The sequence below is a fragment of the Rhizobacter sp. P5_C2 genome, assembly GCF_054049715.1.
The window spans coordinates 1-12,499 of the sequence record NZ_JBFULV010000066.1 but is presented as its reverse complement, the minus strand read 5'-3'; the positions used below and the strand labels follow the sequence as shown (position 1 = coordinate 12,499).

General features: G+C 69.4%; 11 protein-coding genes and 1 pseudogene. 6 read left to right on the top strand and 6 right to left on the bottom strand.

Annotation, left to right across the window (positions count from 1 at the left end; all coding sequences use genetic code 11):
- Positions 1 to 42: 42 nt before the first annotated feature.
- The 4 genes from ACXJLU_RS22175 to ACXJLU_RS22160 are packed head-to-tail and all read left to right on the top strand — an operon-like array spanning position 43 to position 2,327.
- Positions 43 to 723: a GntR family transcriptional regulator gene (locus tag ACXJLU_RS22175; protein WP_457334707.1), complete on the top strand. Its 681-nt coding sequence runs from the start codon at positions 43 to 45 to the stop codon at positions 721 to 723.
- Positions 724 to 760: 37 nt separating this feature from the next.
- The gene (locus tag ACXJLU_RS22170) at positions 761 to 1,258 is read left to right on the top strand and encodes a dihydrofolate reductase (RefSeq protein WP_457334705.1); all 498 of its coding nucleotides are present in this window, start codon (positions 761 to 763) and stop codon (positions 1,256 to 1,258) included.
- Between the two features lie 18 nt (positions 1,259 to 1,276).
- Complete coding sequence (locus tag ACXJLU_RS22165; protein ID WP_457334703.1) at positions 1,277 to 1,852, top strand: DUF4337 domain-containing protein; 576 nt, start codon at positions 1,277 to 1,279, stop codon at positions 1,850 to 1,852.
- Positions 1,853 to 1,901: 49 nt separating this feature from the next.
- The gene (locus ACXJLU_RS22160) at positions 1,902 to 2,327 is read left to right on the top strand and encodes an OsmC family protein (protein WP_304442403.1); all 426 of its coding nucleotides are present in this window, start codon (positions 1,902 to 1,904) and stop codon (positions 2,325 to 2,327) included.
- A gap of 239 nt (positions 2,328 to 2,566) precedes the next feature.
- On the opposite strand, the gene ACXJLU_RS22155 is transcribed toward ACXJLU_RS22160, so the two are convergent.
- From ACXJLU_RS22155 to ACXJLU_RS22140, 4 genes are read right to left on the bottom strand one after another with little or no spacing between them, the layout of a single operon-like run.
- Complete coding sequence (locus tag ACXJLU_RS22155) at positions 2,567 to 3,685, bottom strand: hybrid sensor histidine kinase/response regulator (protein WP_457334701.1); 1,119 nt, start codon at positions 3,683 to 3,685, stop codon at positions 2,567 to 2,569.
- 16 nt (positions 3,686 to 3,701) lie between these two features.
- Positions 3,702 to 4,304: a chemotaxis protein CheB gene (locus tag ACXJLU_RS22150; RefSeq protein ID WP_457334699.1), complete on the bottom strand. Its 603-nt coding sequence runs from the start codon at positions 4,302 to 4,304 to the stop codon at positions 3,702 to 3,704.
- On the bottom strand, positions 4,301 to 5,161 hold the full coding sequence (locus ACXJLU_RS22145; protein WP_457334697.1) for a CheR family methyltransferase: 861 nt from the start codon (positions 5,159 to 5,161) through the stop codon (positions 4,301 to 4,303). Before ACXJLU_RS22145 ends, ACXJLU_RS22150 begins: the two co-directional genes overlap by 4 nt.
- Entirely contained in the window at positions 5,158 to 8,625 is a 3,468-nt protein-coding gene (locus tag ACXJLU_RS22140; RefSeq protein WP_457334695.1) for a response regulator, read from the bottom strand. Before ACXJLU_RS22140 ends, ACXJLU_RS22145 begins: the two co-directional genes overlap by 4 nt.
- Before the next feature lie 256 nt (positions 8,626 to 8,881).
- Between ACXJLU_RS22140 and ACXJLU_RS22135 the strand changes: the two genes are divergently transcribed.
- Positions 8,882 to 9,148 (top strand): hypothetical protein, encoded by a 267-nt coding sequence (locus ACXJLU_RS22135; RefSeq protein ID WP_457334693.1) that lies wholly within the window; start codon positions 8,882 to 8,884, stop codon positions 9,146 to 9,148.
- Here ACXJLU_RS22135 and ACXJLU_RS22130 read toward each other — a convergent pair.
- A complete protein-coding gene (locus ACXJLU_RS22130; protein ID WP_457334691.1) occupies positions 9,096 to 9,665 on the bottom strand; it encodes a GNAT family N-acetyltransferase in 570 nt (189 codons plus the stop codon). The two genes, ACXJLU_RS22135 and ACXJLU_RS22130, sit on opposite strands and share 53 nt — an antisense overlap.
- Before the next feature lie 73 nt (positions 9,666 to 9,738).
- A complete protein-coding gene (locus ACXJLU_RS22125; RefSeq protein ID WP_457334689.1) occupies positions 9,739 to 12,126 on the bottom strand; it encodes a phosphoketolase family protein in 2,388 nt (795 codons plus the stop codon).
- A gap of 88 nt (positions 12,127 to 12,214) precedes the next feature.
- Here ACXJLU_RS22125 and ACXJLU_RS22120 point away from each other — a divergent pair.
- Positions 12,215 to 12,499 (top strand): annotated as a pseudogene (locus ACXJLU_RS22120) (acetate/propionate family kinase); the annotation flags it as partial.

Sequence of the window (12,499 nt, the reverse complement as noted above, 5' to 3'; positions counted from 1 at the left end):
GACGACCCGGCAGGCGTCATCCATAATTCAAAATTGAATTATATGTCCAAGGTTTCCACCGCCAAGGCGGCCCCCCTCGCCCGCAACGCCACGCTGCCGGCCACCCAGGCGCTCTACGTGCAGGTCGCCGAGCGCCTGCGTGCGCGCATCATGGCGCACACGCTGGCGCCCGGCAGCTGGATCGACGAGCAAGCCCTGACGGCCGAGTACGGCATCAGCCGCACGCCGTTGCGCGAGGCGCTGAAGGTGCTGGCCGCCGAGGGGCTGGTGACGATGAAGCTGCGCCGCGGCGCCTACGTCACCGAGGTCTCCGAGCGCGACCTGGCCGAGGTGTTCCACCTGCTGGCGCTGCTCGAGAGCGATGCCGCGGCCTCGGCCGCCACGCTGGCGAGCGACGCGCAGCTGGCCGAGCTGCAGGCACTGCACCAGGCGCTCGAAGACAGCGTGGCCGACCGCGATGCGTTCTTCCGCGCGAACGAGCAGTTCCACATGCGGCTGCTGGAGATCGCCGACAACCGCTGGCGCCACCAGCTGGTCACCGACCTGCGCAAGGTGATGAAGCTGAACCGGCACCATTCGCTGTTCAAGCAGGGGCGGCTCGACGCGTCGCTGAAGGAGCACCGCAGGATCATGGCCGCGCTGAAGGCGCGCGATGGCGCCAAGGTGCAGCAGCTGATGCAGCAGCACCTGACGAATGGACGTGACGCCGCGATGCCGGCCTGATATCGGGGCGCCACCGGCCGCGGCGACAATCGCGCCCATGACACGCTCTCGACCGCTGATCAGCCTGATCGCCGCCGTGGCCCGCAACGGCGCCATCGGCAAGGGCAATGCCCTGCTCTGCCACATCTCCGAAGACCTGAAGTTCTTCAAGCGCACCACGCTCGGCGCGCCGGTGCTGATGGGCCGCAAGACCTGGGATTCGATCGGCCGGCCGCTGCCGGGCCGCCGCAACATCGTGATCACGCGCCAGCCGGGCTGGCAGGCCGACGGTGCCGAGCGCGCCGGATCGCTGGACGAGGCGATCGCACTGGCCGGCGAGGTGCCGAAGGCCTTCGTGATCGGCGGGGCCGAGATCTACCGCGAAGCGCTGCCGCGGGTCGACGAGCTGGTGCTGACCGAGCTCGACGCCGACTTCGACGCCGACGTTTTTTTCCCCGACTGGGACCGCGCGCAGTTCAGCGCCGAGCCCGGCGACTTCCAGACCAGCCCGGAAGGCCTGCGCTACCGCTGGGTCACTTACACACGCAAGCTTTGACAACACGAGGAGGATGACATGTCCGAACACGGTTTCCACGTCCACGGCCCGCACGACCACGAGCTGGAGCACGCGGCCCAGCACGACCCCGACGGCCACGCCGGCCAGTTGGCGGTGATCACCGCGATCCTCGCGACCGTCGGTGCGATCTTCTCGTACATGGGCGGCGCGACGCAGGCCAACGCCGGGCTCTTCAAGAACGATGCCGCGATCCGCAAGACCGAGGCGTCGAACCAGTGGAATTACTACCAGGCCAAGAGCAGCAAGCAGAACCTGGCCGAGCTGGCGGTCGAGCTGGCGCCCGAGGGCCGGCGCGCGTTCTACGCCGAGGAGATCAAGCGCTACAAGACCGAGAAGGCCGAGATCATGACGGCGGCCAAGAAGCTGGAAGACGAATCGACCGCCTTCGACAAGCAGAGCGAGGAGCAGATGCACCAGCACCACCGCTGGGCGCAGGCCACCACCGCGCTGTCGATCTCGATCGCGATGGCGGCGATCGCGCTGCTGACGAAGCGGCGCTGGACGGAGTACGCGGTGTACGTGATGAGCGTGCTCGGCCTCGGACTGGGCATCGCCGCCTGGTTCCATTGGTAGCCGTAACGCGCTACGCTGCGCCCTCCACATCCAGGAGAGCAGCATGAAGATCAACCGCAAGGGCTCGGCCCAATGGTCGGGCGGCATCAAGGACGGCAAGGGCTCGATCTCGACCGAGAGCGGCGCCCTGAAAGACTACCCCTACGGCTTCGCGAGCCGCTTCGAAGGCATGCCCGGCAGCAACCCCGAGGAACTGCTCGGTGCGGCGCACGCCGCCTGCTTCACGATGGCCTTGTCGCTAATCCTTGGTGAAGCCAAGCTGCGCGCCGAGAAGATGGACACCACGGCCAAGGTCACGCTGGAGCAAGTAGAAGGCGGTTTCGCGATCAGCGCGGTTCACCTGACGCTCGCGGCCAAGGTGCCCGGTGCGGACAACGCGACGTTCCAGGAACTCGCGGCGAAGGCGAAGGCGGGTTGTCCTGTGTCGAAGCTGTTGAAGGCCGATATCTCGCTGGAGGCGACGCTGGTGGACTGAGCCTTCGGCCGACAACAAACCGTTCGCCCTGAGGCTGTCGAAGGGCCCGATCGTCCTGAGCCTGTCGAAGGACCTGAGCCTGTCGAAGGGTCGGACTGAGCTTGTCGAAGGCCTCGCGCGCTTCGGGCACAACCCTTCGACGGACGGGCCTTCGACAGGCTCAGTCCCTGCTCAGGGCGAACGGAAGCTTGCTGTTTCTTGAGGGCTTGTCGAAGGGCCGCTCGCAGGCTTCGACAAGCTCAGCCCGAACGGGAGTTCGGGTTCCGGCGCGGCAACTGCACCGTGAACATCGTGCGCTTGCCCTCCCCACACGGCTCCACGTCGACGCGCCCGCCGTGCGCCAGCACGATCTGCCGCACGATGTAGAGCCCGAGACCCAGCCCCTCGTTGCGCCCGCGCGGGCGCTCGCCACTGCGGAACGGGTCGAACAGCGACGGCAGCAACTCCGCCGCGATGCAGCCCTCGTTGACGACCACCAGCGTCAGTTCAGCCGGGTCGTCGCCGTCGAGCACCAGCTCGACCACCTCGCCCGGCGCGCCATGCTGCAACGCGTTGCCGACCAGGTTCGCGACCACCTGCGACAACCGCTCGGCATCCCACTCACCCGCCAGGTCGCCACTGCGCCGGACGACGATGCGCGCCTCGGGCACGGCCGCCTGCAGCTCCTGCAGCACCCGCTCGACGATGGCCCCCAGGTCGGCCGGCCCGCGCTGCACCGCGATGCCGCCGGCCAGCCGGCCGCGCGCCAGGTCGAGCATGTTCTCGATCATCGCGCTCATGCGCCGCCCACCCTGCAGGATGCGGCCGGCGGTCTGGCCGGTGATCTCGTCGGCCGCGCGACGCTGCAGCAGCGTGGCCGAGGTCAGGATCGCGTTCAGCGGGTTGCGCAGGTCGTGGCCCAGCATCGCGACGAACATCTCGTTCAGGCGCAGCGTCTCGGTGCGCTCGCGCAGCTCGTGCGCCAGCTGCTGCTTCTGCCGGTACAGCTGGAAGAACACCTCCGCCTTGTTGCGCAGGATGTGCGCCTCGATCGGCTTGAACAGGAAATCGACCGCCCCGCTCTCGTAGCCTTTGAAGATACGCTGCTGGTCGCGCCCACCGGCCGTCACGAAGATGATCGGCACATGGCGCGTGCGCTCGCTGCCGCGCATCAGCTCGGCCAGCTGGAAGCCGTCCATCTCGGGCATCTGCACGTCGAGCAGCGCGAGCGCCACGTCGTGCACCAGCAGCAGCTCCAGCGCCTGCGCGCCCGAGCGCGCCTGCAGCAGCTCGACGCCCTCGCCGCGCAACAGCGCCGACAGCGCCAGCAGGTTCTCGTCCAGGTCGTCGACCATCAGGCATTTCACCGGTGCAAGCATGCGTTGCATCCTTTCTCTACAACCCGCGCAACAGCGCGGCCAGGCCGTCGAGCGGCAACAAATGATCAGGCCCCCCCGTCTTCAGCGCCTTCAGCGCCGCGGCCGGCATCCACGACACCGCCGCCGTGTCGGGCTGCTGCACCGCCGTCAGCCCGCCACCACGCGCCACCGCGGCCAGCCCGGCCGCGCCGTCCTGGTTGCCGCCGGTCAGCACGATGCCCAGCAGCCGCGACCCGTACACGTCAGCCGCCGACTCGAACAGCACGTCGATCGAAGGCCGCGAAAAATTGACCAGCGGATCGGCCGACAGCGCGAGGCACGGCCCCTCGTCCACCCGATCCACCAGCAGGTGGTAGTCGGGCGGCGCGAAGTACACGCAGCCCGGCTCGACCGGTTCCTTGTCCTGCGCCTCGCGCACCGGGCGCGCGCAGCGCGGCGCGAAGATCTCCACCAGCAGGCTCGGGCGCTCGCGCGGCAGGTGGATCACGACCAGCACCGCCGCGCGCAGCGTGGCCGGCAGCGCCGGCAGCAGCGCCATCAGCGCCTCGACGCCGCCGGCCGAGGTGCCGATCACGACGGCATCGACGGACCGTGCCAGGTCTGTCGCAAGAGAGGTCATGCCTCCCCCCGCTTCTGGAAGATCCGGTCGTCGCGCACCACCTCGTTGAACGCATCGGCATGGCTCGAGAAGCGCAGCGACTCCTTCGAGCCGAGCCCGAGGAAGCCCTGCCGGCACAGCGCCTCGCGGAACAGCCCGAGCGCGCGGTCCTGCAGCTCGCGGTTGAAGTAGATCAGCACGTTGCGGCACGACACCAGCTGCACCTCGGCGAACACGCTGTCGGTGGCCAGGCTGTGGTCGGAGAAGACGATGTGCTTCTTCAGCGACTTGTCGAACACCGCGCGCCCGTAGGCCGCGGTGTAGAAATCCGACAGCGAGCCGCGCGCCCCGCTGCGCTGGTGGTTGGCGGAGAAGCCGGCGATGCGGTCCAGCTCGTACACGCCGGCCTCGGCGCGCTGCAGCGCATGCGCGTTGATGTCGGTCGCGTAGATCAGCGTGCGCTCGAGCAGGCCCTCCTCGCGCAGCAGGATCGCGAGCGAATACACCTCTTCGCCGGCGCTGCAGCCGGCCACCCAGACCTTCAGCGACGGCCAGGTGCGCAACAGCGGCACCACCTGCTCGCGCAGCGACCTGAAGTACGACGGGTCGCGGAACATCTCGCTGACCTGCACCGTCAGGTAGTCGAGCAGCGCCGGGAAGGTCGACGGCTCGTGCAGCACCTTGTCCTGCAGCTGGCTCAGCGTGCGGCAGCCGAAGCGCGTCATCGCGGTACCGAGCCGCCGCTTCAACGAGGCGTTCGCGTAGCCGCGGAAGTCGTAGTGGTACTTCAGGTAGATCGCATCGATCAGCAGGCGCAGCTCGATGTCGACACCCGAGACCTCGGGAGCCACCTCCGGTAGCGCGGGCGCCGCCTTCATTTCGGCATCCACACCCGCACCAGCGACAGCAGCTTCTCGACGTCGAGCGGCTTCGCGATGTAGTCGTTGGCACCGGCGGCCAGGCACTTCTCGTGGTCGTCCTTCATGGCCTTGGCGGTCAGCGCGATGATCGGCAGCTTGCGCCAGTCGTCGCGCTTGCGGATCTCGCGCATCGCGGTGAAGCCGTCCATCTCCGGCATCATGATGTCCATCAGCACCAGGTCGATCTGCCCATGGCCGATGCCGATGCGCGCCAGCACCTCCAGCGCCTCGCGCCCGTTGCGCGCGATCTCGATCTTCACGCCCTTCGGCTCCAGCACGCTCGACAGCGCGAAGATGTTGCGCACGTCGTCCTCGACCACCAGGATGCGCCGGCCTTCGAGCGTCGCGTCGCGGTCGCGCGCGGCCTTCAGCATGCGCTGGCTCTCGGCCGGCAGGTGCGATTCGACCTGGTGCAGGAACAGCGTCACCTCGTCGAGCAGCCGCTCCGGCGAGCGCGCGTCCTTCACGATGATCGAGCGCGAGAAGCGGCGCAGACCCTGCTCCTCGTCGCGCGTCAGCGAGCGCCCGGTGTAGACGATCACCGGCGGGAAGGCCACGTCGTCCTGGCCGGCCATCTTCTCGAGCAGCTCGTAGCCGCTCAGGTCGGGCAGGTTCAGGTCCATCACCATGCAGTCGAAGGTGGTTGACTGCAACGCGGCCAGCGCCTCGGCGGCGTTCGCCACGTCGGTGATCTGCACGTCGTCGGCGCCGAGCAGGTGGCGGATGCTCTCGCGCTGGCGCGCGTCGTCCTCCACCACCAGCACGCGGCGCACGCTCTGCATGAACTTGTCCTCGAGCCGCTTCAGCGCCACGACCAGCTGGTCGCGCTTGACCGGCTTCAGCGCATAGCCGACCGCGCCGCGCTGCAGGGCCTCCTGGCTGTAGTCGGCCACCGAGATCACGTGCACCGGGATGTGGCGCGTCTGCGCGCTGTGCTTCAGCTGGTCGAGCACGCCCAGGCCCGAGTGGTCGGGCAGGTTCATGTCGAGCAGGATCGCGCTCGGGCGGAATTCCTGCGCCGCGCGGATGCCGTCGCCGGCCGTGTGCGCAAGCAGGCACTGGAAGCCGGATTCATGGATCAGGTCGCGCAGGATCGCCGCGAAGCGCATGTCGTCCTCGACGACCAGGATCAGCCGCTTGCCGGGCGCGAGCTGGTCGCGGTCGTCGTCGAGCGGAAGCGGCGCCAGGATGTTTCGCGGGATCGGCAGCTCGCGCTGGGAGTCGGGCCGGGGTTCCGGGGGCGCCGGTTCGGCCTGCGGCCTCGCCGGCTGTCGCGTCTGCACGTCGCCGGCGGCCCGTGCCACTCCCACCACCGGTAGCGTCAACGTGAACACGCTGCCCTCCCCCGGCGTGCTGCGCACCGTGATGTCCCCGCCCAGCAACCTCGCCAGGTCGCGCGAGATCGACAGCCCGAGCCCGGTGCCGCCGTACTTGCGGTGCGTGCTGCCGTCGGCCTGGCGGAAGGCCTCGAAGATGATCTCCTGCTGGTGCTCGGCGATGCCGATGCCGCTGTCGCGCACCGCGAACGACAGCATGCCGTCGCCGTCCGGCGCGATGCGCAGCGACACCTCGCCGGCCGCGGTGAACTTCAGCGCGTTCGACAGCAGGTTGTTCAGGATCTGCCCGACACGCTGCGCGTCCGACTCGATGCGCTGCGGCGTGCCGGGCTCGATCTCGGAGCTGAACACGATGCCCTTCTGCTGCGCCGCCGGCTGGAAGTTGCCGTTCAGCGACTCGACCAGGCGGCTGACCAGCACCGGCTCGATCTGCACCTCGACCTTGCCGGCCTCGATCTTCGACAGGTCGAGGATGTCGTTGATCAGCGCCAGCAGGTCGTTGCCGGCCCCGGCGATGGTCTGCGCGAACTTGACCTGCTCGGCCGTCAGGTTGCCGTCCTTGTTGTCGGCCAGCAGCTTCGCGAGGATCAGCGTCGAGTTCAGCGGCGTGCGCAGCTCATGGCTCATGTTGGCCAGGAACTCGCTCTTGTACTGGTTGGCGCGCTCCAGCTCGTCGGCCTTCCCGGTCAGCGTGACCTGGGCCGCCGCGAGGTTGTCCTTCTGGTGCTCCAGCAGCTGGGTCTGCTCCTCGAGCTGGGCGTTGGTCTGCTCCATCTCGGCATGCTGGGCCTCGAGCTGGGCCTGCGATTCCTTCAGCACGCGGCCCTGCTCTTCGAGCTCTTCGTTGCTGACGCGCAGTTCTTCCTGCTGGGCCTGCAGTTCCTCGGCCTGGCGCTGGGTCTCCTCGAGCAGTTCTTCAAGGCGCGTGCGGTCCTTCGCGGTGCGCACCGCCACCGCGAGCGCCTCGGAGACACGCAGCAGCAGCTCCTGCTCGGCCTCGCGCGTGCGGTGCAGGAAACCGAGTTCGACGACCGCCTGCACCGTCCCGTCGATGACGGCCGGCGCCAGCAGCAGCTCGGCCGGGTCGGCACGGCCGAGCGACGAGGCCACCGGCAGGTAGCCGGCGGGCACGTCGGTCACGCGCACCGGCTTCGCATCCTTCAGCACCTGCCCGAGCAGGCCGTCGCCGGGGCGCAGCTCGGTGGCCGCCGTGCTGCCGTCGAGCCCGTGCGCGGCGAAGCGGCGGAAGCGGCCATCGCTCTCGGCGATGTAGAGCGCACCGACGCGTGCCCCCATGTACTGCGCCAGGTACGACAGCACGCGCTCGCCCAGCGCATCGAGCCGATGCTCGCCCTGCACGCGCTCGCCGACGCCCATCTGCCCGCTGCGCACCCAGGCCTGGGCCTCGCGCGCCAGGTGCTCGCGCGAGCTCATCGCCATCGCCACCGCGATCAGGAACAGCAGCAGCGCCGAGCCGATCCAGGTGATGTTGGACGACAGGCTCACCGCCTCCTGCCAATCGGTCTGGCGGCCGGCGAGCAGGTTGCGCTCCTCCTCGTCCATCTCGGCGACGATCGTGCGGATGCGGTTCATCGCCGTGCGGCCACGGTCGGTTCGCACCACCGCGAGCGCCTGCTCCACGTTGCCGGCACGGCGCAGCGCAACCGTCTCGGCCAGTTCGGCCAGCTTGTCGGCGGCCAGCCGGTCGAGCGTGTCCAGGCGCTGGACCTGGCGCGGGTTGTCGGCCGTCAGCTCGCGCACGCGGTGGACCAGGCCGGGCAGCGCGGCGCGCGCGGTGGTGTACGGGTCGAGGTAGAGCTCGTTGCCGGTCAGCAGGAAGCCGCGCTGGCCGGTCTCGGCGTCCTTCACCGCCGACAGCAGCGTCTGCAACTGCTGGCCGATCTCGATCGTGTGCGTCACCAGCTCGGCGGTGCTGGCGCGGGTCTGCAGCGAGCGGTACGAGAAGAACGCGATCAGCACCACCGCCAGCACCGCGAGGCCGAAGCCGATCAGCGGACCCGGCGGCAGCGGCAGGCCGCTGCGTGCACTGCGGACCGGGGCGAACTTCATCGAAAGCGGGGCCATCGGCGCAATCCTGTGATTCAAGGGGAGGCAGCACGCAATGGCATGCGGAGAAGCTCGAAAACGCGCGGGATCGTATCGCAGAGCTGCACCGTTTGAAGGGGCGGCCCGGGGCAAACGACGCGCCCGTCCGCAGGTCGCGGCGATGTCCTACAAGCGCGTCGGAAGCTTGCCCACGGTCGGCACGAAGGGGCCACCCTACAGTGAGGCTGCGCCGGGATCGAAGAACCCCGGAAGGCACCCACCACTGGAGGTAGCGATGAAACGAGGGATGGTCATTGCGGGGATCGAGGTGCTCACCGACGAAGGCCTGCGGCAGGTGCCGCCGGGCGTGTGCTGGATCATCGAAGGCGCGCTGTGGGTCAAGCTGGTCTGGCATGCAGACGGCGACCGGCAGTCGGCCACGCTGTCGGTGCGCGAGTACCAGTCGTGCGTGCAGCACGGCGACATCCGCTTCGAAGCGGCGGCGTCGTTCAGCGAATCAACGCGTAAACCCTTGAGTCTCGCAAGCTGCCGTCCGGCGTGATGCGGTCGTTGCGGCGCGTGCCTTCGAGCAGGTAGCCGGCCCGCTCGCAGACGCGCCAGCTGGCCGTGTTGCCGGCATCGGGCAAGGCCTCGATGCGGCGCATGCCGAGCGTGTCGAAGGCCAGCTCGGTGATGGCCTGCACCGCCTCGGTGACGAGGCCGCGGCCGGTGAAGGCCGAATGCGCCCAGTAGCCGATCTCGCACTTGGGCACCGCCCAGTCGAAGGCATGCAGGCTGCCGGTGCCGACCAGCGTGTCGCTGCCCTTCAGGAACAGCAGCATCGGCATCATCGAGCGCATCATGAAATGCGCGCGGCCCTCGCGGCAGAACTGCTCGGCGGTCTCGACGGTCGGCTCGGCCATCGCCCACGGCAGCGAGGCCGGGAACTCGCGCAAGGCGTCGAGCGACGCGACGACGGCCTCGTGCAGCAGCGGGCCTTCGCCGGCGCGCGGGCAGCGGATCGTCAGGCGCTCGGTGTCGAAGCTGTCGGGAACGTCGCGAAGCGAAGGGATCGTCATCGCATGGAGGATGGCATCCCGGCCTCGCGGCGGCCGCCCGACGTACGCAACGGCGTGCGCCGATGCGAAGTTGTCAGCGCGGCGACCAGCGCCAGTCCTTCACCTCCGGCAGGTCGTCGCCGTGCTCGCACACCCACTCGCGGTGGCGCTTCAGCGTGGCCGCCAGCCGCTCGGCCTCGGCCGGCACCCGATCGGCCAGCCGCGGCACGCGGCGGATCGCGTCGAAGGCCAGCTGGTAGCGGTCGAGCTGGTTCAGCACCACCATGTCGAACGGCGTCGTCGTCGTGCCTTCCTCCTGATAGCCACGCACGTGGATGTTCGCGTGGTTGCGGCGCCGGTAGGTCAGCTTGTGCACCAGCGACGGGTAGCCATGGAACGCGAACACCACCGGCCGGTCGGCGGTGAAGACCGCGTCGAAGGCCTCGTCGCTCAGCCCGTGCGGATGCTCCCCGGGTGGCTGCAGCGCCAGCAGGTCGACCACGTTGACCACGCGCACGCGCAGGTCGGGCACGTAGTCGCGCAGCAGCGTCACCGCGGCCAGCGTCTCGAGCGTCGGCACATCGCCGGCGCAGGCCATCACCACCTCCGGCTCGCCGCCGCTGCCGGCCCACTCCCAGGTGCCCAGGCCGGTGCGGCAATGGCGGATCGCCGCGTCGACATCGAGCCACTGCCAGGCCGGCTGCTTGCCGGCGACGATCACGTTGACGTAGTTGCGGCTGCGCAGGCAGTGGTCGGCCACCGACAGCAGGCAGTTCGCGTCGGGCGGCAGGTAGATGCGCACCACGTCGGACTTCTTGTTGGCGACATGGTCGATGAAGCCCGGGTCCTGGTGCGAGAAGCCGTTGTGGTCCTGGCGCCAGACGTGCGAGGTGAGCAGGTAGTTCAGCGACGCGATCGGCCGCCGCCACGGGATGTGCCGGCAGGTCTTCAACCACTTGGCGTGCTGGTTGAACATCGAGTCGATGATGTGGATGAAGGCCTCGTAGCACGAGAACATCCCGTGCCGGCCGGTCAGCAGGTAGCCCTCGAGCCAGCCTTCGCACAGGTGCTCGCTGAGCACCTCCATCACGCGGCCGTCGGCGCTCAGGTTCGGGTCGACCTCGTCGATGCGCGCGAGCCACTGCTTGCCGGAGACCTCGTACACCGCGTCGAGCCGGTTCGACGCGGTCTCGTCGGGGCCGAACAGCCGGAAGTTGCGCGCCGCGAGGTTGCGCCGCACCAGCTCGCGCAGGAACTCGCCGAGCACGCGGGTCGATTCGACCTGCGTCGCGCCGGGCTGCGGCACCGCGACCGCATGCTCGCGGAACGGCGGCATCGCGAGCGGCTGCAGCAGCTCGCCGCCGTTGGCATGCGGGTTCGCGCTCATGCGGCGCGCGCCGGTGGGCCCGAGCGCGGCCAGTTCGTCGCGCAGCCGGCCCTCCGCATCGAACAGCTCGTGCGGCCGGTAGCTGCGCAGCCACGACTCCAGCTGCGCGAGGTGCTCCGGCGTCTTCACGTCGGCCAGCGGCACCTGGTGCGCGCGCCAGGTGCCTTCGACCGGCTTGCCGTCGACGGTCTTCGGGCCGGTCCAGCCCTTGGGCGTGTCGAGCACGATCATCGGCCAGCGCGGGCGCTCGACCGGGCCGCCGGCGCGCGCCTGCTGCTGGATCGCGCGGATGTCGGCCACCACGCGGTCGAGCGTCGCGGCGAGCTGCTGGTGCACCTGGGCCGGATCGCTGCCGGTCACGAAATGCGGCTCATAGCCATAGCCGCGCATCAGCTGCTCGAGCTCGTCGCGGCCGATGCGCGCGAGCAGCGTCGGGTTCGCGATCTTGTAGCCGTTCAGGTGCAGGATCGGCAGCACCGCGCCATCGGTCGCCGGGCTCAGTAACTTGTTCGAATGCCAGCTTGCGGCGAGCGGCCCGGTCTCGGCCTCGCCGTCGCCGATCACGCAGGCGACGATCAGCCCGGGGTTGTCGAATGCGGCGCCGAAGGCATGCGCGAGCGAGTAACCGAGCTCGCCGCCTTCATGGATGGAGCCCGGCGTCTCCGGCGCCACGTGGCTCGGGATGCCGTACGGCCACGAGAACTGGCGGAACAGCCGGCGCATGCCGTCGCGGTCGCGCGTGATGGCGGGGTAGCGCTCGGTGTACGAGCCTTCGAGCCAAGCGCTCGCAACCAGGCCGGGGCCGCCGTGCCCCGGGCCGATCACGTAGATCATGTCGAGGTCGTGCGCGGCGATCACGCGGTTCAGGTGCGCATACAGCAGGTTCAGCCCGGGCGTCGTGCCCCAGTGGCCGAGCAGGCGCGGCTTCACGTGGGCCAACGCCAGCGGCTCGTCGAGCAGCGGGTTGTCGCGCAGGTAGATCTGCCCGACCGACAGATAGTTGGCGGCACGCCACCACGCATCGATGCGCTGCAACTGCTCGGGCGACAGCGGTCCGGTCGGGTGTTCGGCGCGTGTCATGACGGAGTCGTTCATGGGATTCCTCCTTGCGGCGCCGATGATGGGCCCACCAGAACCGGCGGACTATGCTGCAGATCAATACCCGCACTGAAAGCCCGTCGCGATGGAACCCCTGCTGCTCACGCTGAACGCCGGCTCGTCGTCGATCAAGCTCGGGTTGTTCCGCCTCGGCGGCGGCGGGCCGTCACCGGTCGGCCGCGGCCGGCTCGACCTGCAGCAGGTGCCGCTCACGCTGTCGCTCGACCGCGCAGGCCGCCATGCCGACCTGCCGCTGCAGGCCCCGGTGACCGAGTCGCTGCACGAGGTGGCCGACGCGATGCTCGATGCGCTCGAGCGCGACGGCGTGCTGGCCGGCCTGCACGCGGCAGGGCACCGCGTCGTGCATGGC